The organism is Klenkia terrae, from assembly GCF_900491935.1.
Lineage (GTDB): Bacteria > Actinomycetota > Actinomycetes > Mycobacteriales > Geodermatophilaceae > Klenkia > Klenkia terrae.
The window spans coordinates 1,667,088-1,688,208 of record NZ_UEXK01000004.1 but is presented as its reverse complement, the minus strand read 5'-3'; the positions used below and the strand labels follow the sequence as shown (position 1 = coordinate 1,688,208).

At 75.2% G+C, this 21,121-nt stretch carries 20 protein-coding genes and 1 tRNA gene; 13 read left to right on the top strand and 8 right to left on the bottom strand.

Going from position 1 to position 21,121, the window contains the following annotated elements; translation table 11 throughout:
* Window positions 1-35 precede the first annotated feature (35 nt).
* The 8 genes from LFA75_RS08750 (at window position 36) to LFA75_RS08715 (ending at window position 10,246) form a co-directional block, all read left to right on the top strand.
* Window positions 36-746: a TetR/AcrR family transcriptional regulator gene (locus LFA75_RS08750; RefSeq protein ID WP_225233255.1), complete on the top strand. Its 711-nt coding sequence runs from the start codon at window positions 36-38 to the stop codon at window positions 744-746.
* A gap of 50 nt (window positions 747-796) precedes the next feature.
* The gene (locus LFA75_RS08745) at window positions 797-1,564 is read left to right on the top strand and encodes a TIGR03084 family metal-binding protein (RefSeq protein WP_225233254.1); all 768 of its coding nucleotides are present in this window, start codon (window positions 797-799) and stop codon (window positions 1,562-1,564) included.
* On the top strand, window positions 1,561-3,261 hold the full coding sequence (locus LFA75_RS08740; protein ID WP_225233253.1) for an acyclic terpene utilization AtuA family protein: 1,701 nt from the start codon (window positions 1,561-1,563) through the stop codon (window positions 3,259-3,261). Before LFA75_RS08745 ends, LFA75_RS08740 begins: the two co-directional genes overlap by 4 nt.
* Entirely contained in the window at window positions 3,258-4,409 is a 1,152-nt protein-coding gene (locus LFA75_RS08735) for an acyl-CoA dehydrogenase family protein (RefSeq protein ID WP_225233252.1), read from the top strand. The genes LFA75_RS08740 and LFA75_RS08735 overlap by 4 nt, the downstream gene beginning before the upstream one ends.
* Window positions 4,406-6,019 (top strand): acyl-CoA carboxylase subunit beta, encoded by a 1,614-nt coding sequence (locus LFA75_RS08730; RefSeq protein WP_225233251.1) that lies wholly within the window; start codon window positions 4,406-4,408, stop codon window positions 6,017-6,019. The genes LFA75_RS08735 and LFA75_RS08730 overlap by 4 nt, the downstream gene beginning before the upstream one ends.
* On the top strand, window positions 6,016-7,944 hold the full coding sequence (locus LFA75_RS08725) for an ATP-binding protein (RefSeq protein ID WP_225233250.1): 1,929 nt from the start codon (window positions 6,016-6,018) through the stop codon (window positions 7,942-7,944). Before LFA75_RS08730 ends, LFA75_RS08725 begins: the two co-directional genes overlap by 4 nt.
* The gene (locus tag LFA75_RS08720) at window positions 7,944-9,092 is read left to right on the top strand and encodes a long-chain fatty acid--CoA ligase (RefSeq protein WP_225233249.1); all 1,149 of its coding nucleotides are present in this window, start codon (window positions 7,944-7,946) and stop codon (window positions 9,090-9,092) included. Before LFA75_RS08725 ends, LFA75_RS08720 begins: the two co-directional genes overlap by 1 nt.
* Window positions 9,089-10,246, top strand: a complete 1,158-nt coding sequence (locus tag LFA75_RS08715) for an acyl-CoA dehydrogenase family protein (RefSeq protein ID WP_225233248.1) — start codon at window positions 9,089-9,091, stop codon at window positions 10,244-10,246. The genes LFA75_RS08720 and LFA75_RS08715 overlap by 4 nt, the downstream gene beginning before the upstream one ends.
* Window positions 10,247-10,248: 2 nt before the next feature.
* On the opposite strand, the gene LFA75_RS08710 is transcribed toward LFA75_RS08715, so the two are convergent.
* The 3 genes from LFA75_RS08710 to LFA75_RS08700 all read right to left on the bottom strand — a co-directional run bounded on the left by LFA75_RS08710 (window position 10,249) and on the right by LFA75_RS08700 (window position 11,948).
* Complete coding sequence (locus LFA75_RS08710) at window positions 10,249-10,419, bottom strand: hypothetical protein (protein ID WP_225233247.1); 171 nt, start codon at window positions 10,417-10,419, stop codon at window positions 10,249-10,251.
* A 35-nt stretch (window positions 10,420-10,454) separates the two neighbouring features.
* Window positions 10,455-11,375: a ribokinase gene (locus tag LFA75_RS08705; protein ID WP_225233246.1), complete on the bottom strand. Its 921-nt coding sequence runs from the start codon at window positions 11,373-11,375 to the stop codon at window positions 10,455-10,457.
* 63 nt (window positions 11,376-11,438) lie between these two features.
* Window positions 11,439-11,948 (bottom strand): DUF6328 family protein, encoded by a 510-nt coding sequence (locus LFA75_RS08700; RefSeq protein WP_225233245.1) that lies wholly within the window; start codon window positions 11,946-11,948, stop codon window positions 11,439-11,441.
* Window positions 11,949-11,965: 17 nt separating this feature from the next.
* Here LFA75_RS08700 and LFA75_RS08695 point away from each other — a divergent pair, with 17 nt between their 5' ends.
* Genes LFA75_RS08695 through LFA75_RS08685 form a run of 3 tightly spaced genes read left to right on the top strand, consistent with a single transcriptional unit; the run spans window position 11,966 to window position 14,124 of the window.
* A complete protein-coding gene (locus tag LFA75_RS08695) occupies window positions 11,966-12,334 on the top strand; it encodes a DUF3140 domain-containing protein (protein ID WP_225233244.1) in 369 nt (122 codons plus the stop codon).
* A gap of 10 nt (window positions 12,335-12,344) precedes the next feature.
* Window positions 12,345-13,073, top strand: coding sequence for a methyltransferase domain-containing protein (locus tag LFA75_RS08690; protein WP_225233243.1), 729 nt, complete (start codon window positions 12,345-12,347; stop codon window positions 13,071-13,073).
* A gap of 22 nt (window positions 13,074-13,095) precedes the next feature.
* A complete protein-coding gene (locus tag LFA75_RS08685; RefSeq protein ID WP_225233242.1) occupies window positions 13,096-14,124 on the top strand; it encodes a type III polyketide synthase in 1,029 nt (342 codons plus the stop codon).
* 204 nt (window positions 14,125-14,328) lie between these two features.
* Here the strand turns inward: LFA75_RS08685 and LFA75_RS08680 are convergent, their stop codons facing one another.
* The 3 genes from LFA75_RS08680 to LFA75_RS08670 all read right to left on the bottom strand — a co-directional run bounded on the left by LFA75_RS08680 (window position 14,329) and on the right by LFA75_RS08670 (window position 15,678).
* Complete coding sequence (locus LFA75_RS08680) at window positions 14,329-14,862, bottom strand: GNAT family N-acetyltransferase (RefSeq protein ID WP_225233241.1); 534 nt, start codon at window positions 14,860-14,862, stop codon at window positions 14,329-14,331.
* Between the two features lie 23 nt (window positions 14,863-14,885).
* Window positions 14,886-15,455, bottom strand: coding sequence for an NADPH-dependent FMN reductase (locus LFA75_RS08675; protein ID WP_225233240.1), 570 nt, complete (start codon window positions 15,453-15,455; stop codon window positions 14,886-14,888).
* Window positions 15,456-15,604: 149 nt separating this feature from the next.
* Window positions 15,605-15,678: transfer RNA gene (locus LFA75_RS08670), tRNA-Gly, on the bottom strand.
* Between the two features lie 75 nt (window positions 15,679-15,753).
* Here LFA75_RS08670 and LFA75_RS08665 point away from each other — a divergent pair.
* Together LFA75_RS08665 and LFA75_RS08660 are read left to right on the top strand one after the other, a co-directional pair.
* Entirely contained in the window at window positions 15,754-16,377 is a 624-nt protein-coding gene (locus LFA75_RS08665) for a methyltransferase domain-containing protein (protein WP_225233239.1), read from the top strand.
* 119 nt (window positions 16,378-16,496) lie between these two features.
* The gene (locus LFA75_RS08660) at window positions 16,497-17,651 is read left to right on the top strand and encodes an IS481 family transposase (protein ID WP_404820936.1); all 1,155 of its coding nucleotides are present in this window, start codon (window positions 16,497-16,499) and stop codon (window positions 17,649-17,651) included.
* On the opposite strand, the gene LFA75_RS08650 is transcribed toward LFA75_RS08660, so the two are convergent.
* Together LFA75_RS08650 and LFA75_RS08645 are read right to left on the bottom strand one after the other, a co-directional pair.
* Window positions 17,648-20,278 (bottom strand): S8 family serine peptidase, encoded by a 2,631-nt coding sequence (locus tag LFA75_RS08650; RefSeq protein WP_225233238.1) that lies wholly within the window; start codon window positions 20,276-20,278, stop codon window positions 17,648-17,650. The two genes, LFA75_RS08660 and LFA75_RS08650, sit on opposite strands and share 4 nt — an antisense overlap.
* 78 nt (window positions 20,279-20,356) lie before the next feature.
* Window positions 20,357-21,091, bottom strand: coding sequence for a dienelactone hydrolase family protein (locus LFA75_RS08645; RefSeq protein WP_225233237.1), 735 nt, complete (start codon window positions 21,089-21,091; stop codon window positions 20,357-20,359).
* Window positions 21,092-21,121: the final 30 nt, after the last annotated feature.

Here is a 21,121-nt window from a genome sequence, read left to right as displayed (position 1 = left end):
ACTGCCCGGGGCCGGTGCCCGGTACGGTCGGCGCCGTGGGCGGACCCGTGCGGCGCGGCAGCAGGCGCGGCGACATCCTCGACGCCTTCACCGCGATGGTGGCCGAGCGCGGCTACGACGGCACGAACTTCGGCGACCTCGCCGCCGGCCTGGGGCTGAGCAAGGGCACGATCGTGCACCACTTCGGCACCAAGGAGCAGCTGCTCACCGAGCTGCACGAGACCTACATGCGACGCCGGCTGGCCGAGGTGCGGGTGGTCTGGGACGCCCTGCCCGGGCCGGCCCAGCGGCTGGCGGCCTTCCTGCACCTGGGCGTGCGCTACCAGGTCGTCGACCGGACGGCGACGATCGCCTTCCAGCGCGAGGTGCGCCGGTTCGCCGCCGCCCCGGGCATGGAGACCTCCCGCGGGCTGCGGGACGAGTACCGGCAGCTGGTGGTGTCGGTCCTGACCGAGGGCGAGCGCACCGGGGACTTCCGGCCCGGCGACGCCCGGCTGCGCACGCTGCAGCTGTTCGGCTCGGTGCACTGGATGTGGACCTGGTTCGACCCCGCCGGGGCCGAGCCGGTGGCGGCGGTGGCGGCGTCCTACGTGGACACCTACCTGGGCGGGCTGCTGGCCGACCCGAGCCGCGCCGCCGACCTGGCCGACCCCGCCGGGGCGGTGGTGGCGGTGGTCGACGAGGCGCTCGCCGCCGGTCGCGCGGTCGCGGGTCTTGACGCCGACGAGGACGTCGGGCCAAGCTGACCGTACGGGCGGTCAGTGCTGACCGCCCGGCCTGGCGAGGGAGATCTCGGGTGTCGCTGCTGCAGGGTCTGCTGGCCGATCTGGACGCCGAGAGCAGGGCGCTGGACGACGTGGTCGCCGGTCTCGACGACACCGGCTGGGCCACCCCGACGCCGGCCGCGGGCTGGACCGTCGCCCACCAGGTCGCCCACCTGGCCTGGACCGACGACGTCGCCGCGCTGGCGGCCACCGACCCGACGGCCTTCCGCGCGCTCCCGGACACCGACGGCCTGGTCGACGCCGAGGCCGCGGCCGGCGCCGCCGTCCCCCCGGCCGAGCTGCTCGAGCGCTGGCGGACCGGGCGCGCAGCCCGGGCCGCAGCGCTCGCGGCCGTCCCCGCGGGGCAGAAGCTGCCCTGGTACGGCCCGCCGATGAGCGCCGCGTCGATGGCCACCGCCCGGCTGATGGAGACCTGGGCGCACGGCGTCGACGTCACCGACGCGCTGGGGCTGCCGGTCTCGGCCACCGACCGGCTGCGGGCGGTCGCGCACCTGGGCGTGGTCACCCGCGGCTTCGCGCACGCCCAGCACGGCCTGCCGGCCCCGACCGAGGACGTGCGGGTCGAGCTCGTCGCGCCGTCGGGGGCGGTGTGGAGCTGGGGCGAGGAGTCCGCGGCCGACCGGGTGACCGGCCCGGCGCTGGACTTCTGCCTGCGGGTCACCCAGCGCCGTCCCCTCGCCGCGCTCGACCTGGCCACGACCGGCGAGGCCGCCGCCCGCTGGATGGCCGTCGCCCAGGCCTTCGCCGGTGAGCCCGGCGCCGGCAGCGAGGCCCGGTGACGCCGCCGGCGCTGCGGGTCGGCAACGCGTCGGGCTTCTACGGCGACCGGCGGGCCGCCGTCCGGGAGATGCTCGAGGGCGGCCCGCTGGACGTGCTCACCGGGGACTACCTGGCCGAGCTGACCATGCTGATCCTGGGCCGGGACCGGGCTCGCGACGCCTCCCGCGGGTACGCCCGGACCTTCCTGGCCCAGCTCGAGGAGTGCCTGGGCCTGGCCCGGGACCGGGGCGTGCGGTTGGTGGTCAACGCCGGCGGCACCAACCCGGCGGGGCTGGCCGACGCCGTCCGCGCGCTGGCCGACCGGCTCGGCGTGCCGACGGCGGTCGCGCACGTGGAGGGCGACGACCTGCTGCCCCGCGCGGCCGAGCTCGGGTTCGGCGAGCCGATCACCGCCAACGCCTACCTGGGCGCGTTCGGCATCGCCGAGTGCCTGCGCGCGGGCGCCGACGTCGTGGTCACCGGGCGGGTCACCGACGCCTCGCTGGTCGTCGGCCCGGGCATCGCGCACTTCGGCTGGGGGCGGGAGGACCACGACGCGATCGCCGGCGCGATGGCCTGCGGGCACGTGCTGGAGTGCGGCACCCAGGCCACCGGCGGCAACCTGTCCGCCTTCGACGAGCACCCGCTGGAGCAGCTGCTGCACCCCGGCTTCCCGCTGGCCGAGCTGCGCGCCGACGGGTCCAGCGTGATCACCAAGCACCCGGGCACCGGCGGGGTCGTCGACGTGGACACCGTCACCGCGCAGCTGCTCTACGAGATCACCGGCGCCCGGTACGCCGGCCCCGACGCCGTCGCCCGCTTCGACACCGTGCGGCTGACCCCGGACGGCCCGGACCGGGTACTGCTGGACGGCGTCCGCGGCGAGGCCCCGCCGCCGGACGTCAAGGTCTGCCTCAACGCCCTGGGCGGGCACCGCAACGAGGTCACCTTCGTGCTCACCGGCGACCGGATCGAGGCCAAGGCGGCGCTGGCCCGGGCCCAGTTCGAGGCCGCGCTGGACCCGCGCCCGGCCGAGCTGGTCTGGTCGACCGTCGGCGTGCAGCGCCCGGACGCCGACACCGAGGCCGGCGCCAGCGTGCTGCTGCGCGCCCAGGCCACCGACCCGGTCGCCGAGGTCGTCGGCCGGGCGTTCTCCGGCGCCGCGGTGGAGATGGCGCTGGCCTCCTACCCGGGCTTCCACCTGACCGCGCCGCCCGGGTCGGGCTCGGCGTACGGCGTCTACGCGCCGGCCTACGTGCCGCAGACCGCGGTGCCGCACGTCGCGGTGCTGCCCGACGGCAGCCGGGTGGACATCCCGCCGCCGGCGGTCACCGCACCGCTGGCCGACCTGCCCGCCGTCCCCGCCACGTCCGTCGAGCCCGGTCCGACCCGGCGCGCGCCGCTGGGTGCGGTCGCCCGGGCCCGCAGCGGCGACAAGGGCGGGACGGCGAACGTCGGCCTCTGGGCGCGCACCGACGAGGGCGCCGCGTGGTTGGCCGCCGCGCTGACCCCCGACGTCGTCCGGGAGCTGCTGCCCGAGGCCGCGGACCTGCCGGTCACCGTGCACCCGCTGCCGAACCTGCGCGCGGTCGACGTGGTGGTCGAGGGCCTGCTCGGTCAGGGGGTGGCCGCCAGCACCCGGTTCGACCCGCAGGGCAAGGCGGTCGGCGAGTGGCTGCGCGGGCGCGAGATGGATATCCCGGAGGCCCTGCTGTGAGCTGGGAGTCGGCGGAGCGCGTGCAGCTGCGGGAGTCGGCCGCCGGGTTCGTGCAGCGGCACGTGCTGCCCGACCTGGACGCCTGGGAGACCGCCGGCGCGGTGCCGCGCGCGCTGCACCGGGCCGCCGCGGACGCCGGGCTGCTGGGCATCGGCTTCCCCGAGGAGGTCGGCGGGCAGGGCGGTGACCTGGTCGACGTGGTCACCGTGCTGGAGGCGATGCTCGCGGCCGGGGCGTCGTCCGGGCTGCTGGCGGCGTTGTTCACGCACTCGATCGCGCTGCCGCACCTGGTCGCCGCCGGGGATCCCGACCTGGTCGAGCGGTACGTCCGGCCGACGCTGGCCGGGGAGCTGATCGGGTCGCTGGCGGTCAGCGAGCCCGACGCCGGCTCCGACGTCGGCGCGCTGCGCACCCGCGCGGTCCGGGACGGCGACTCCTTCGTCGTGGACGGCACCAAGACCTTCATCACCAGCGGCACCCGCGCGGACTTCGTGACCACCGCGGTGCGCACCGGCGGGCCGGGCGCCCGGGGGGTCGGCCTGCTGGTCGTCGACCGGGGCACGCCCGGGTTCACCGTCTCCCGGGCGCTGGCGAAGATGGGCTGGCACTGCTCGGACACCGCGGAGCTGGCCTACGCCGGCGCCCGGGTGCCGGTGGGCAACCTGGTCGGCCCGGAGGGCGGCGGGTTCGGCCAGATCACCCGGCAGTTCGTCACCGAGCGGCTGGCGCTGGCCGTGCACGCCTACGGCGTCGCCGACCGCGCGCTGGCGCTGACCCGCGCCTGGACCCGGGACCGGACGACGTTCGGCGTCCCGCTGGCCGGCCGGCAGGCCGTGGTGCACCGGCTGGTCGAGATGCACTCCCGGGTCGAGCTGGCCCGCACCTACACCCGCTCGGTCGTCGTCCGGCACGCCGCGGGGGAGGACGTCGCCGCCGAGGCCTGCCTGGCCAAGAACGCCGCCGTCGCCGCCGGGGAGTGGGTCTGCAGCCAGGCCGTCCAGCTGCACGGCGGGATGGGCTACCTGCGCGACTCGGAGGTGGAGCGCCACTTCCGAGACGTCCGGATCCTCGGCATCGGCGGCGGCGCCACCGAGGTGCTCACCGACCTGGCCGGCCGGCTCCTCGGCTACTCGGAGGCCCCCGCATGACCGTGTTCCGCTCTGCCCTGGACACCGCCGGCGACCAGTTCGCCGCCAACCGGACCGCGGTGCTCGCGGCGCTGCGCGCGCTGGACGACGAGCACGCCCGCGCCGTCGCCGGGGGAGGGGAGAAGGCCGTCGCCCGGCACCGGGGGCGGGGCAAGCTGCTGGCCCGGGAGCGGGTCGAGCTGCTGCTGGACGCCGACAGCCCGTTCCTGGAGCTCTCCCCGCTGGCCGCGTGGGGCACCGACTTCACCGTCGGCGCCAGCGTGGTCACCGGCGTCGGCGTGGTGGAGGGCGTCGAGGTGGTCGTGATCGCGCACGACCCCACCGTCCGCGGCGGGTCGAGCAACCCGTGGACGCTGAAGAAGACGCTGCGCGCCATGCAGGTCGCCCGGGAGAACCGGCTGCCGCTGGTCAACCTGGTGGAGTCCGGCGGCGCCGACCTGCCCACCCAGAAGGACATCTTCATCCCGGGCGGGCAGCTGTTCCGCGACCTCACCCGGCTGTCCGCGGCCGGCATCCCGACGATCGCGATCGTCTTCGGCAACTCCACCGCCGGCGGGGCCTACGTGCCCGGCATGAGCGACCACGTCGTGATGGTCGACGGCGGCGCGAAGGTGTTCCTCGGCGGCCCGCCGCTGGTGAAGATGGCCACCGGCGAGGTCGCCGACGAGGAGTCCCTGGGCGGTGCGGCGATGCACGGCCGGGTGTCCGGGCTGGCCGACCACGTCGCGGTCGACGAGGTGGACGCGCTGCGGATCGGCCGCCGGGTCGTCGCCCGGCTGAACTGGCGCAAGCGCGGGCCGGCGCCCTCGGCGGTGCTGCCGCCGCGGTACGCCGAGGACGACCTGCTCGGCGTCGTCGGCACCGACCTGTCCCAGCCCTTCGACCCCCGCGAGGTGCTCGCCCGGGTCGTCGACGACTCCGACCTCGACGAGGTCAAGCCGCGCTACGGGCCCTCGCTGGTCACCGCCTGGGCGCGCATCCACGGCCACCCGGTCGGCGTGCTGGCCAACGCGCAGGGCGTGCTGTTCAGCGCCGAGGCGCAGAAGGCCACCCAGTTCATCCAGCTGGCCAACGCCAGCGACACCCCGCTGCTCTTCCTGCACAACACCACCGGCTACATGGTCGGGAAGGAGTACGAGCAGGGCGGGATCATCAAGCACGGCGCGATGATGATCAACGCCGTCTCCAACAGCCGGGTGCCGCACCTGTCGGTGCTGCTGGGCGCCTCCTACGGCGCCGGCCACTACGGCATGTGCGGGCGGGCCTACGACCCGCGGGTCCTGTTCGCCTGGCCGACGGCGAAGTCCGCCGTCATGGGCCCGGCCCAGCTCGCCGGCGTGCTCTCGATCGTGGCCCGGGCCGCGGCGGAGTCCCGCGGCACCCCGTTCGACGAGGACGGCGACGCCGCCATGCGCGCCGCCGTCGAGGCCCAGATCGAGGCGGAGTCGATGCCCCAGTTCCTGTCCGGCCGGGTCTACGACGACGGGATCATCGACCCGCGCGACACCCGCACCGTGCTCGGCATGTGCCTGTCCGCGATCGCGTCCGGCGAGGTCGCCGGCACCGGCGCCGGCCACGGCACCCCCGCCTACGGGGTGTTCCGCCCGTGACCGTCACCCGCGTGCTCGTGGCCAACCGGGGGGAGATCGCGCGGCGGGTGTTCCGGACCTGCCGCGACCTGGGCATCGGCACGGTCGCCGTCTACAGCGACCCGGACGCCGGCAGCCCGCACCGGACCGAGGCGGACCGGTCCGTCCGGCTGCCCGGGGCCACGCCGGCGGAGACCTACCTCCGCGCCGACCTGCTGGTCGCCGCGGCGAGGGCCGCCGGCGCCGACGCGGTGCACCCGGGCTACGGGTTCCTGTCGGAGAACGCCGACTTCGCCCGGGCGGTGGTCGACGCCGGGCTGACCTGGATCGGCCCGCCGGCCACCTCGATCGACGCGATGGGCTCGAAGGTCGAGGCCAAGGCGCTGATGGCCGCCGCCGGTGTGCCGGTGCTGCAGCTGAACGAGGTCACGGAGGCCGACCTGCCGGTGCTGGTCAAGGCGTCGGCCGGCGGCGGCGGCTGCGGGATGCGGATCGTGCGCGCGCTGGCCGACCTGGACGCGGAGGTCGAGACGGCCCGGGCCGAGGCCGCGTCGGCGTTCGGCGACCCGACGGTGTTCGTGGAGCCCTACGTCGAGGCCGGCCGGCACATCGAGGTCCAGGTGCTGGCCGACGCGCACGGCACCGTCTGGTCGCTGGGGGAGCGGGAGTGCTCGCTGCAGCGCCGGCACCAGAAGGTGGTCGAGGAGACCCCGTCGCCGTTCGTCACCCCGGAGCTGCGCGCCGCGCTGAGCGACGCGGCGGTCACCGCGGCCCGGGCGATCGACTACGTCGGCGCCGGCACCGTGGAGTTCCTGGTCCGCGCCGACGGGGCGTTCTTCTTCCTGGAGACCAACACCCGGCTGCAGGTCGAGCACCCGGTCACCGAGTGCGTCACCGGCCTGGACCTGGTCGCCTGGCAGCTGCGGATCGCCGCCGGCGAGCGGCTGCCCGCGGAGCCCCCGGCGCCGACCGGCCACGCGATCGAGGTCCGGCTCTACGCCGAGGACCCGGCGCAGGACTGGCGGCCGGTCAGCGGACCGGTGCACGGCTTCGACGTCCCCGGGACCGCGTTCGCGGTGCCGCCCGCCGCGGGCATCCGGGTGGACGCCGGGGTCGTCGCCGGCAGCGTGGTCTCCACCCACTACGACCCGATGCTGGCCAAGGTCGTCGCCTGGGCGCCCACCCGGGCCGAGGCCGCCGCCCGGCTGGCCGCCGCGCTCGCGAACGCGCGGCTGCACGGCCCGACCACCAACCGCGACCTGCTGGTCCGCTCGCTGCGGCACCCGGCGTTCCTGGCCGGGGAGACCGACACCGCGTTCTTCGACCGGCACGGCCTGGACGTGCTGGCCGCACCGCTGGCCAGCGACGACGAGGTTGCCCTGGCCCCGCTCGCCGCTGCGCTGGCGCTGGCCGCCGGACGGCGCCGGGACGCCGCCGTGCTGGGCGACCTGCCCAGCGGGTGGCGCAACGTGGTCTCGCAGCCGCAGCGGACGGCGTTCGAGACGGCCGAGGTCAGCTACCGGTTGACCCGCGACGGCCTGCAGGGCCCCGAGGGCGTCGAGCTGGTGTCCGCCGAGCCGCACGAGGTGGTGCTGACCGTGCACGGCGTCGAGCGCCGGCTGTCCGTCGCGGTGCACGGGGACGACGTCTGGGTGGACGGCGACGGCTGGTCGGTGCCCCTGCGGGTGCTGCCGCGGTTCCCCGACCCGTCGGCCGCCGTCGCCGCCGGGTCGCTGGTCGCCCCGATGCCCGGCTCCGTGGTCGCCGTCCACGTGTCCGTCGGGGACCGGGTCACCGCCGGCCAGCGGCTGCTCGTGCTCGAGGCGATGAAGATGCAGCACCCGGTCACCGCGCCCGCCGACGGCGTCGTGACCAGCGTGGACGTCGTCGTCGGTGCCCAGGTGGAGGCCGGCGCGGTCCTCACCGTCCTGGAGGGGGAGACCTGATGGACCTGTCCACCGCACTGCGCGAGGCGCCCGACCGGCCCTTCCTGCTCGGCGGGGCCGACCCGGTCACCGTCCGGGAGCTCGACGCCCGGGCCGACCGGTGCGCGGCCGGGTTGGCAGCCCGCGGCATCCGGCCCGGCGACCGGGTGGCGGTGTCCGGGCTGAACACCACCGACTGGCTGGTGCTCTTCTTCGGCGCCGTCCGGGCCGGAGCCGCCGTCGTCACGCTGAACCCGCGGTACCGGGAGACCGAGCTGACCCACATGCTCGGCCAGTCGGGGACGACGCTGGTGGTCAGCGAGGGCGAGCTGCCCGGGGTCGACGTCCGGGCGCTGTACGCCTCGCTGGACCTGCCCGGCCTGCAGGTCATCTGGTTCGGCGACGACGGCCCGGACGGCTTCGCCTCGCTCTGCGACGTCGACGCCGCGGTGCCCGAGGTCGAGCTCGGCCCGGACACCCCCGCCGTCGTGCTCTACACGTCGGGCACCACCGGCCGGCCCAAGGGCGCGGTGCTCACCCACGGCAGCCTGCTGGCCTCCGCCATCGGGCAGCGCGACCGGCAGCAGGCCGGCCCGACCGACGTCTTCGTGTCCAACCTGCCGTTCAACCACGTCGGCGGCATCACCTGCACGGTGCTCGCGGCGCTGACCTCGGGGGCGTCGATCGCGATGCTGCCGGCCTTCTCCCCGGCCGCCGCGCTGGACGCCGTCGCCGCGCACCGGGTGACCGTGGTGGCCGGCGTGCCGACGATGTACGTGCTCATGCTGGCCGAGCAGGCGAAGCCCCCGCGGGACGTCCCCAGCGCCCGGAGCGCCGTGGGGGGCGGCCCCAGCGTGGCCCCGCCGCTGGCCCGGGCGATGGGCGCTGCGTTCCCCGGCGCCGTGGTGCAGAACCTGTTCGGGCTGTCGGAGACGTCGGGCGCCTGCGTGATGAGCCCGCTGACCGACGACCTGGACACCGTCTGCCGGACGCTGGGCACCGCNAAGAGCTGGGCATACGAAACCCTCGTTGGTCTCGTGGGCGCGGAAATGTGTATAAGAGACACCTACAGGGGCCCCCGCCGGTTCGAGGTGCGCGGCGAGCTGCCGACGACGCCCGCCGGGAAGATCGCGAAGGCGCAGCTGCGCCGTGAGGTGGTGTCCCCGTGACCCTGGACTTCGACGAGGGCGATGAGCTGCGCGACCTGCGCACGGCCGTGGCCGACCTGGCCGGCCGGTACGGCCACTCCTGGTACCTGGAGCAGTCCCGCACCGGCGGGACCACCCGGGCGCTGTGGGACGAGGCCGGCAAGGCCGGGTTCCTGGGCGTCAACCTGCCCGAGGAGCACGGCGGCGGGGGCGGCGGCATGGTCGAGCTGTCGATCGTGCTGGAGGAGCTCGGGGCGGCCGGCTGCCCGCTGCTGATGATGGTGGTCAGCCCGGCCATCTGCGGCACGATCATCGCCCGCTCCGGCACCCCCGAGCAGCGCGACCGCTGGCTGCCCGGCATCGCTGACGGCTCGCTGACCATGGCGTTCGCCATCACCGAGCCCGACGCCGGGTCCAACAGCCACGAGATCACCACCGTCGCCCGCCGGGACGGCGACGAGTGGGTGCTGAAGGGCCAGAAGGTGTGGATCAGCGGCGTCGACGTCGCGGACGCGGTGCTCGTCGTGGCGAAGCTGGCCGACTCGGCCAAGGGCACGCTGCGGCCGGCGCTGTTCGTCGTCCCCGTCGATGCGCCGGGCCTGTCGCGGACCCCGATCCCGATGGAGCTGGTCAGCCCCGAGCACCAGTTCCAGCTCTTCCTGGACGACGTCCGGCTGCCCGCCGACGCCCTCGTCGGCTCCCCGGACGCCGGCATCGCGCAGCTGTTCGCCGGGCTGAACCCCGAGCGGGTGATGGGCGCGGCCTACTCGCTGGGCACCGCCCGGCTGGCGCTGGACAAGGCCGCCGCCTACGCCAGGGACCGCCGGGTCTGGGGCACCCCGATCGGCGCGCACCAGGGCGTCTCGCACCCGCTGGCCGCCGCGCAGGTCGAGGTCGAGCTGGCCCGGCTGATGACGCTCAAGGCCGCCTGGCTGATCGACACCGGCAAGGACGCGGCGTCGGCGGCCAACAGCGCCAAGTACGCCGCCGCCGAGGCCGTCGTGCACGCCGTGGACGCCGCGGTGCAGACCCACGGCGGGACGGGCCTGTCCCAGGAGACCGGGATCGGTGCGCTGATCACCTCGTCCCGGTTCTCCCGGATCGCGCCGGTCAGCCGGGAGATGGTGCTGAACTTCATCGCCCAGCACGACCTCCGGCTGCCCCGGTCCTACTGAGCTCAGATGCCGGTGACCCGGTTCTCCGGGTCCAGGCCGGCGGCGGCGTCGGCCTCGTCGTCGCCGCCCTCGGCGGGCTCGTCCGGGTGCGGGGTGCGGCCGGCGCCGTCGGGACCGGTGGGGTCGGCGCCCTCGGCGGGGTCCTCGGGGTGCGTGGGCGTGGTGTCGGTCATGGCTGTGCCGTGCCCGATCGGTGCGCGGGCCAACCTCAGACCTGGCGCGCCCCCGGCAGTCGGGGCAGCGCGGCCCGGACGGCGTCGTCGTCGGGCAGCCCGCCCCGGGCGCCCGGCCCGGTGGTGGACAGCGCCGCGGCGACCGCGGCGTAGCCCACCGCGGTCGGCAGGTCGTCGCCGCGGGACAGCGCCTGGCACAGCGCGCCGTTGAAGCAGTCCCCGGCGCCGGTGGTGTCCACCGGCTCGACGGCCAGCGGCGGCTGGTGCAGCGCCGGGCCCTCGGCCGGGACGACGAGCACCCCGGCGCCGCCGAGGGTGACCACGACGGAGCGGGCGGCCAGGCCGCGGGCCAGCTCGGCGAGCTGCGCGGGGGAGCGCTCCGCGGTCGGCGCACCGGCCAGCTGGACCAGCTCGTGCTCGTTGGGCACCAGCACGTCGACGGCGGCCAGCAGCTCGGCCGGCAGCGGCTGGGCGGGGGCCGGGTTGAGCACCACGGTGCCCCCGGTGGCGCGGGCGGCGGCCAGCACGGTCTCCAGCGGGGTCTCCAGCTGCAGCAGCAGGACGCCGGCCCGGTGCACGCTCTCGACGTCCACGTCGGCCGCGGTCAGCGCGGCATTCGCCCCGGGGACGACGACGATCAGGTTCTCCCCGCCCGCGGCCTCGACGGGGATGGTCGCCGAGCCGGTCGGGACGCCGTCGGTCCGGTGCACCCGGCCGACGTTCACGCCCGCCTCGGCCAGGGCGGCCAGCTGCCGGTCCCCGGCGTCGTCCGCACCGACCCGGCCGACCATGTGCACGCCGCGGCCCAGCCGACCGGCCGCGGCCGCCTGGTTGGCGCCCTTGCCGCCGGGCAGGACCTGGACGCCGGTGCCGATGACGGTCTCGCCGCGGCCGGGCAGCCGGTCGACGGTCACCACGACGTCCTCGTTGAGGCTGCCGACGACGGTCACGCTCACAGCTGGATCACGGTCGGGAGCCTAGGTGGCGCCGCCGGGGGCCCGGTCGGCCAGGCGCCGTCCTCACCGCAGCTGATCATCCCGGTCGCTCCGGGTGCGGATGCGGATCGGCACCGCGTACCAGGTCACCAGGCCCGCGACCGCCACGACCCCGCCGCCGACCAGGGCCGCCGTCCAGCCGAGCACCACGTCCAGGACCAGCAGCACCGCGCTGACCACGCCGAGCAGCAGCAGGGCCAGCCCGACCACCAGCAGCCGGTCGCCGACGCGGACCAGCGCCGCCCGCTCGCGCCGCCGGAAGAGCAGTCGGTGGACCGGGACCGGGGCGATGAGCGCGATCGTCGACAGCGCCGTGGCCATGAGCGTGACCGTGTAGAGCGCGGTCTCCAGGCCGTCCAGGTCGCCGAAGCGATAGCTGAACGGCAGCGTCAGCAGGAAGCCGAACAGCACCTGGACGCCGGTGATCGTGACCCGCAGCTCCTGCAGCAGCTCACCGGTGTTGCGGTCGAGCACCTGGTCAGGGGTCTCGTCCCGATCGCGGGCGGTGTGCTGCGGTCCCGGTTTCCCCTCCATGGCCAGGCGGTACCCCGGTGGGGAGCACCGATCACCTGGAGGACGGCGTGGCCGACGACGACAAGCAGACCCGGGACGGGTTCCACGAGGCGGTGAACATGACCGCGAAGCAGCTCGAGGACTTCCTGGACACCGACGAGTCGAAGTCGGTGGGCCAGAAGTCCGGCGGGTCGGGGGAGTCGACCGGACACGAGTCCGGGCGCCGGATCGTGGAGCTGCTGCACACGAAGGTGGCCGACCTGACCGACGACGACCACGAGCACATGCGGAAGGTGACCGGTTACGTGAAGCGGCACCTGGCCCAGCGGCCCACGTCGGAGTCGATGGAGGACTCCCGCTGGCGGTACTCGCTGATGAACTGGGGTCACGACCCAGTGAAGAAGTAGCGTCCCGGGGGTGCCGCTGGCCAGGAACGACCCCGCCCAGTACGACCAGCTCGCCGACCAGTGGTGGGTCCCGGCCGGTGGGTTCGCGATGCTGCACTGGCTGGCCGCCTCCCGCGCCGAGCACCTGCCGCCGGCGCCGTCCCCGGACGCCGTCCTGGTGGACCTGGCCTGCGGCGGCGGTCTGATGGCCCCGCACGTCCGCAGGCTGGGCTACCGGCACGTCGGGGTCGACCTCGGCGCGGCCGGTCTGGGGCTGGCCAGAGAGCACGGGGTGGCCGCCGTCCGCGGGTCCGTGCTGGCCGTGCCGCTGGCCGACGGGTGCGCCGACGTCGTCGTCTGCGGCGAGATCCTCGAGCACGTCGAGGACGACGTCGCGGTGCTGGCGGAGTGCGCCCGGCTGCTCAGGCCGGGTGGGACCCTGGTCGTCGACGCGATCGCGGACTCCCGGCTGGCCGGGCCGGTGGCCATCGGCATCGCCGAGCGCATCCCGGGCGGGCCGCCGCCGGGCATCCACGACGCGGCACTGTTCGTCGACCGCCGCCGGCTGCTGGCCGCCGCCGACCGCCTTGGCCTGGACCTGCGGCTGGTCGGTCTGCGGCCGTCGGTGCGCGACCTGGTCGCCTGGAAGCGCGGACGGCGGCCCACCGTGCGGATGGTGCCGATGCGCTGGAGCGGCATCCTGTTCGCCGGCTACGGCCGCAAGCGCCCCGGCGCTCCCGCCCGTACCGTCGAGGAGTGACGTTTCCCCAGGACCGGCCCCGATGAGCGGCGCCGTGATCACCGGTGCCGGCCGGGCGCTGCCGGCGACCTACACCCAGGACGAGGTGTGGGACGGCTTCTTCGCCGAGCACTACGCCAGCCTGCGGTCGGCCCGCCGGGTGTTCGACGCCGCCGGGGTGCGGACCCGGCACGCGGTGGCCAACCCGGTGCACGAGGACCTGTCGCAGTGGGGCACCGGCGCCCGGATGGAGCGGTTCATCACCGAGGCGCTCCCGCTGGGCAAACAGGCGGTCGCCTCCGCGCTGGACTCCGCGGGCTTGGCACCCGGGGACGTCGGGCTGTTCGCCGTCGTCACCTGCACCGGGTACGCCACCCCGGGTCTGGACATCCGGCTGGCCAGCGACCTGGGCATGCCGGCCGGGGTGCAGCGCCTGCTGGTCGGGCACATGGGCTGCTACGCGGCACTGCCCGGCCTGGGCGCGGTGGGGGACTACGTGACCGCGCGGTCCCGGCCGGCGGTGCTGCTGTGCTGCGAGCTGACCAGCCTGCACGTGCAGCCGGCCCGGCACGACCTGTCGCAGGTGGTGGCGCACGCGCTGTTCAGCGACGCGGCCAGCGCGGTGGTGCTCGAGCCCGACGCCCGCCGCGGCATGCGGGTGGCGGCGACGGTGGCGCGCACCGACCACTCCACCGCCGACCACATGACCTGGGACGTCACCGACCTCGGCTTCAAGATGGGCCTGTCGCCGCGGGTGCCCGACGTGCTGGCCCGGCACGTCGGCGACGTGGTGCAGGAGCTGCTGGACACCGCCGGCCTGAAGGTGGAGGACGTGGCCGGGTGGGCGGTGCACCCCGGTGGCCCGCGGATCCTGGACGTCGCCCGCGACCAGCTGGGGCTCACCGAGGCGCAGATGGCGCCCTCGCGCCGGGTGCTCGCCGAGCACGGCAACTGCTCGTCGGCGACGGTGCTGCTGGTCCTCGAGGACCTCGGGGACGTCGACGGGCCGGTGGTCGCCATGGCCTTCGGGCCTGGGCTGACGCTCTACGCCACGCTGCTCCTGCCGGCCTGAACCCGGGGGCGACCGGGCGGGGGCAGGGCCTGGTCGGGCGGGCACGAGCGGAACGATGCCGTCTCACATCCGCCGCGTCGATCGTGACGGCTGGCACGCCGGGCCGCCAGCCCTCCGGCGTCCCGGACGAACCGTGCGCACCGCTTGTCCCACCGCTCCGGCGGGTCGGCACGCTGTGGCAATCGGCGCGCACAACCCGCTAGCTCACCAGAGGCTGCCGCGCCGCCAGTCGCAGACCAGGGGGATGGTCGGGTCCAGGGCGATCGGGGTCTCCGGCGTGGCCAGCACGTAGACCCGGGACGCGTCGCCCTCGGTCCGGCCGTCCGGGGTCAGGGCGCACAGCGGGCCCTGCCACCGGGTCCAGCCGCGGGCCTCGTACAGCCCGACGCCGTCCACGCTGGCGGCCAGCGCGCCGAGCTCGGAGCCGCCCCGCACCAACCGCTCGACCTCGGTCATCAGTGCGGTCGCGACCCCCTGCCGGCGCGCCGAGGAGGCCACCGCCACGGCCTCGACGTAGCCGGTGCGCAGGGTCCGGTCGCCGACCAGGAGCTGGCGGCCGACCACCGCGGCGTGCCCGACGAGCTCGCCGTTGCGGGTGGCCAGGACGTGCAGGCCGCCGCGGGCGTGGCTCCAGTGGTCGTCCCGGAAGCCGTCGGTGAAGACGCCGTCCAGGAAGGCGCGGAGCGCGACCAGCTCACCGGCGTCCAGGTCGGCGGTCGGGAGGGTCCGCAGGTCCATCCCGACAGCCTCGTGCCTGCCGGTCAGCGGCGCACGGTCTGCAGGCCCGCGGTCAGCCGGGCGATCTCGTCGAGCATCGCCGTGGCGCCGGCCTCCAGCTCCGCGTTGCCGGTGAAGACGCCGTCCTCGTCGATGAACTGGGTGAAGAACGGGATGGTGGCGGCCTCGACGACGGGCACCATGCGCAGCGCGCCGAGGACCGGCTTGAGCGCAGCGGCCGAGCGGGTGCCGGCCGAGACGCCGCCGTAGGAGACCAGGCCGGCGGCCTTGTCGGCCCACTCGTGGAACAGGAAGTCCAGCGCGTTCTTCAGACCGCCGGGCATCGAGTGGTTGTACTCGGGGAAGACGAACACGAAGGCGTCGGCCCGGGAGATCGTCGCCGACCAGTCCTTGGTGTGCTGCTGGGTGTACTGGCCCAGCCGCGGGTGGTTGGGCTCGTCGAGCACCGGCAGACCGGCGTCGGCCAGGTCCACCAGCTCGACGTCGAACCCGCCGTGCGCCTCGGCCTGCTGCGCCACCCAGCGGGCGACGGCGATGCCCTTGCGGCCGGGACGGGTGCTGGCGGCGATCACCTGGAGGACGGGAAGCGGCACGGCGGAACTCCTCGGGACGACTGGTTGAGCCCTCAAGCTACGCCGCAGCCCGGATCGACCCGCTCTCGGTGACGGGTGCTCACGTCGGTCGGCCCGGCGGCAGCGACGACGAAGGCCCCGGGATCCACGACGGACCGGGGCCTTTCACGTGGAGCGGGTGACGAGAATCGAACTCGCACTGTCAGCTTGGGAAGCTGATGTTCTACCATTGAACTACACCCGCGTGAGCGCTCCAGAACCTTACCGCAGCGCCCGCTCCGCCCGGCGGAGACCCCCGCACCGGCCGCAGACTCGACGGGTGACCACCGACCCGTACGACGGCTTCCCGCCCGGCTTCTTCGACCGGGACGACCCCACGCCGGACACCGTCTTCTACGGCCCGCCCCGCCTGGTCACGCACATCGACGACCGCGCGATCGCCGCGGTCGGGGCGCTGTACACCGAGCTCGGACTCACCGGCCGGGTGCTGGACCTGATGTCGTCGTGGGTCTCGCACTTCGAGCAGCCGCCGGTCGAGCTCGTCGTCCTGGGCATGAACGCCGCGGAGCTCGACGCGAACCCGGCCGCGACCCAGCGCATCGTGCACGACCTCAACGCCGACCCGCGGATCCCGCTGCCCGACGCCGACGTGGACGCCGTCGTCTGCTGCGTCTCGATCGACTACCTGACCCGTCCGGTCGAGGTGCTCACCGAGGCCGTCCGGGTGCTGCGACCCGGCGGGACCGTGGCGATCACCTTCTCCAACCGCTGCTTCCCGACCAAGGCCGTGCACGGCTGGCTCGGCACCTCCGACGCCCAGCACGGGGCACTGGTCGTCGAGCTGCTGCGCCGGGCCGGCGGGTTCACCGAGCCCGAGGTGCAGCTGCGCACCCCGGCCGGCCGCGGCGACCCGCTCTGGGCGGTCACCGCCCGTCGCGCCTAGGATGTTGCGGTGCATGAGGTTGTTGACAGCGGGGCGGTAGGGGCCGGGACGTAGGACGGGTCCCCGGCGGCAGGATGTGAAGCGCTGACCACACGTCCTGACCGACCCGGAGACCCGTCTTGTCCCACGCTAACGCGCCCCTGACCCCTGCTGGCCGGCTGCGGTTGATCGACCGGTGCGCTACCCGTCCGATCGCGCACATCGCTGCTGAGGCCGGTGTGTCCCGGCAGTGCCTGTCCAAGTGGAAGAACCGCTACGACGCCCTTGGCGAGGTCGGGCTGCTGGACCGCTCCAGCGCCCCGCACGCCAGCCCCACCCAGACCGAAGGCGAGGTGGTAGCCCGCATCGAGGCGCTGCGGCGGGAGAAGAAGTGGTCCGCGCGGTTGATCACCGCCGAGCTCAACGGCGACGGTGTGGACATCAGCGCTGCCACCGTCGGACGGTGGCTGGCCCGACTGGGCATCAACCGCCGCCGCTTCCTGGACCCCGACGGGGACAACAACCGCGCCCCAGGCAAGATCACCGCCCGCTACCCCGGGCACATGATCCACGTCGATGTGAAGAAGGTCGGCCGCATCCCCGACGGCGGCGGATGGCGCGCCCACGGCCGCGGCAGCGACGGTGACCGCGCCGCCGCACGCGCCAAGACCGCCGCGGCCAAGACCGGCCAGAAGGCCGGCTACGTCTACCTGCACTCGGCCATCGACGGGTTCTCCCGACTGGCCTACACCGAACCCCTGGCCAACGAGACCGCCAAGACCGCCATCGCGTTCTTCGCCCGCGCCCGCGCGTTCTTCCGCGCCCACGGCATCGGCCGCATCACCCGGGTCATCACCGACAACGGGTCCTGCTACCGCGCCGGGGCGTTCACCAGGTCACTGTTCGACGCCAGCCGCCACCAGCGGACCCGGCCGTTCACGCCCAAGCACAACGGCAAGGTCGAGCGCTACCAGCGGATCCTGGCCGAGGAGCTGCTCTACGCCCGCACCTGGACATCCGAAGCCCAACGAGCCCGGGCGATCGCNGCCAGCCGCCACCAGCGGACCCGGCCGTTCACGCCCAAGCACAACGGCAAGGTCGAGCGCTACCAGCGGATCCTGGCCGAGGAGCTGCTCTACGCCCGCACCTGGACATCCGAAGCCCAACGAGCCCGGGCGATCGCGGTCTGGACCGTGCACTACAACTACCACCGACCACACACCGCCGCCGGGAACCGACCACCCGCCTCACGCCTCCACGCCGGCGTCACCAACGTCATGACGAGCAACACCTAGAGCAGCGTCCCGGAGCAGGACGACGAGCAGTCGACCGTCCACACCGAGGCCGGGATGGAGCTGAAGAACGCCGTACCGACCAGGCGCTGCCCGCCCGGCCCGGTGACGATCACCGGCCCCGACGGGGTCGGCGAGGGGACGGCGACCGTCGGGGTTGCCGGCGCGGACGTGCTGGTCGGCGCCGCGGTGGTCGGCGCAGCCGTGCCCGCGACGTAGGTGAGTGCGCCGGTCAGCTGGGATCTCTTCCCGTCCGACGTGGACAGCAGCAGGGTGTAGCTGCCGGCCACCCGCGCAGGCGCGGTGAACACGACCTGCGTCGCGCTGGAGGAGACCACCGTCGCCGTCGTGGTGGAGCCGACGAGCACGGTCGGCCGGGACGGGAACGTGCCGACCACGGTGACCTGCGCGCCACCGGCCACGTCCACGTGGTCGGGGCTGACCGAGGTGACCAGGAAGTCCCCGACACCCGGGTAGACGGTGCCGCCGCTGGGCGGGGCGGTCCCCACCGCGGTCGGGGCCGCGGTCGTGGTCGGTCGGGGAGACGTGCTCGTCGGACCCGCGCCCGGGGTGCTGCTGGTCGGGCCAGCACCGGTGGTCGGCGTCGTGGTCGACGTCGGCCCGGCGCTGGTGGGTGCAGTGGCCGTCGGGACGGCCGGGCGGGTGGTGCTGGGTGCCGCCGTCGGGGCGGCGGTCGGACCTGCGGTCGATGTCGGTCCGGCAGCCGTGGTCGGTGCGGACCCGCTGCCCGGTGTGGTGGGCGCGGCCGGTGTGCTGCTCGGGCCGGCCGTGCCCGAGGGCGCGGGCGATCCGGTCGCGCCGGGTCCAGAGGTGGGGGAGCTGCCGCCGGGCGACGTCCCGGTCGGCGGCGCGGCCGTCGTGGGGGCCGGGCCGCCGGTCGTCGGGGCGCTGGTCGGGCTTGCGGTCGGGGTCGGGGTCGGTGCCGTCGCCACCGTGAGCGGGGCGGCCGAGGCGCGGCCGAACGGGTCACCGTCGAGCAGCAGCTGCACGGTGAGCACGTAGCGGCCCTCGAGCAGGGTCGTGGTCGGGGAGAGGACCAGGGCGCCCGACGCCGGGCCGCGGGCGCCCAGCGGGAATGCCGCCGTCCCGGTGTCGTCGGTGGCCACGGTCGAGCCGCCGACGGTCAGCGGCTGCCCGGCGACGGCGTAGACCTGGCCGTCCACCCGCATCCCCAGACCCAGCACGGCGGTGTAGTCGCCGGTCGGCAGGTTCGAGCTGGTGGTCAGGGCGGGGCGCACCGGGCCCGGTGCGCCGGTCATCGAGCTGTAGGTCCAGCGCACCTGGGTGGTGCCGAGCGCGGCCAGCCCGTTCGTCGTGAGCCGGCCACCGGAGACCGACCGGCCGACGAACCCCGGGATCGGGTCGACGTCGGCCAGCAGCGCCTGCTTGATGTCCTGCGCGGTGGCCGTGGGCATGAGGCTGCGGTACTGCGCGATGACGGCGGCCACCTCCGGGGCGGAGAACGACGTGCCCGACGCCAGCCGGTACCCGCCGTCGGGCCAGGGCAGGAAGACCAGCGTGCCCGGTGCCATGAGGTCCACCGAGGTCGCACCCCAGGCCGAGAACGCGGACAGCGTGTCGGCCGCGGTCGAGCTGCCCACCGACACGATCGCCGGGTCGGGGAGCGACGCCGGGTACATGGGCGTGGCGTCGCGGTCGACCGCGTCGTTGCCCGCCGCGGCCACGACCAGGACGTCGTTCGCCCCGGCGTAGGCCACCGCCGACTGCAGGGCCGGCAGCAGCGTGGGCCCGCCCCACGAGGCGTTGATGACCGTGGCGCCGTGGTCCACGGCGTACCGGATGGCCTGCGCGCCCAGGTTGACGTCCACCGTCGATCCGCTCCCGATGACCAGCGGCATGATGCTGGCCCCCGGGGCCACGCCGGCCGAGCCGATCCCGTTGCCTGCCCGCGCCGCGGCGACACCGCTGACCGCCACGCCGTGCGAGCCGCTCTCGGTCGCGTCGGTGATCGGCGCGTTGCGGGTGAAGTCCCAGCCGTTGCAGTCCCCGGCCAGTCCGTTGCCGTCGGTGTCGACCGATCCGCAGGCCTCCAGCGGGTTGCTCCACAGGGCACCGGACATGTCCGGGTGGTCGAGGTCGTAGCCGGAGTCGAGCACGGCCACCACCTCGCCGGTGCCGGTGGTCGCGGCCCACCCGGCGGTGGCGTCGACGTCGGCGTCCCGCGTCCCGGTCTGGTTGTAGAAGTTCGTGCCGGTGTTCTCCAGGTTGTAGCCGTAGTCCGACCAGTAGGGGTCGGTCGGGTCGGCCATCAGCTCGGCGGACACCGACGGCTCGACCGAGGTCACACCGGGGATCGCGGCCAGACCGGTCGGGTCGGCCGAGGTGGTGGCGACCAGCACCCCGCCGTCGAACAGCGGCTGGGCGTTCACCACACCGGGCGTGGCCTCGGCGGCGGGGACGAGCGCGACCGGGTCGGCAGTGCCCAGCACCCAGCGGCTGAGGCCGTCACCGGGTCCGTAGCCCTCGGCGACGGCCACCTCGGGGGCGGCCAGCGCGTCGACGGCGGCCGCGACGACGAAGCCGACCACCACGGTGGCCGCCATCCCGGCGGCCAGGATCCTGCGGTCGGCACCCCACGCACTGCCCACGACGGACGGCTCCCTCCGGCGTGCCCGGTGCACACCTCGGGGATCCATCGGCCGCCGGGCCGCGATCTGGAGGGGGTGTCACCCGTGCGGGGCGGTGTGCTCCTCCAGGAAGGCGAAGATCCGCGGCCAGGCCTGCTCGGCCGCCGACGCGGTGTACCGGGTGCCCGGCAGCGGCACGAAGCCCAGCAGCCGGTGGTCACCGGTCAGGAAGGAGTGCGCCGCCCCCGGGTAGGTGTGCACCTCGTTGGCCACCCCGGCGGCGGTCAACCGGGCCTGCAGCGCCGGGCCGGCGCCGGGCAGCGACCGGTCCCGCTCCCCGTAGCTGGCGATCACCGGCGGGCACCGCGTGAGGTCGACGTCGTCGGCCGGGGGCTGCCCGTAGTTGGCGCTGACCGCGGCGAGCCCGTCCGGCGCGAGCGTGCCCAGCAGCAGGGCGAACTGCCCACCCATGCAGAACCCGATCGCCGTCGTCCGGTCGGCCGCGACGTCGTCGCGCGCAGCGAGCCACCGCTGGACGGCGACCAGGTCGTCGATGACCGGGCCCGGGCGGCGGGCGACCATCTCCTTGGCGGTGCGCAGCAGGCAGGCCATCCGGCTCCCGGCGCTGACCAGGTCGGGGACGACGGCGACCCACCCCCGGTCGGCGAACATCGTGGCGACCGCGGTGATCTCCGGGGTCACGCCGAAGACCTCGTGGACCACGAGCACGCCGGGCCAGCCACCCGCCGGCGCCTCGCTGTCGGGCAGCACGACGGTGGCCCGCATCGAGCGGTCGCCGGGCAGCGGGACGGCGGCGTCGGTGGTGCTGGACATGAGAGTCCTCTCATCGGTGTCTCACGGGTG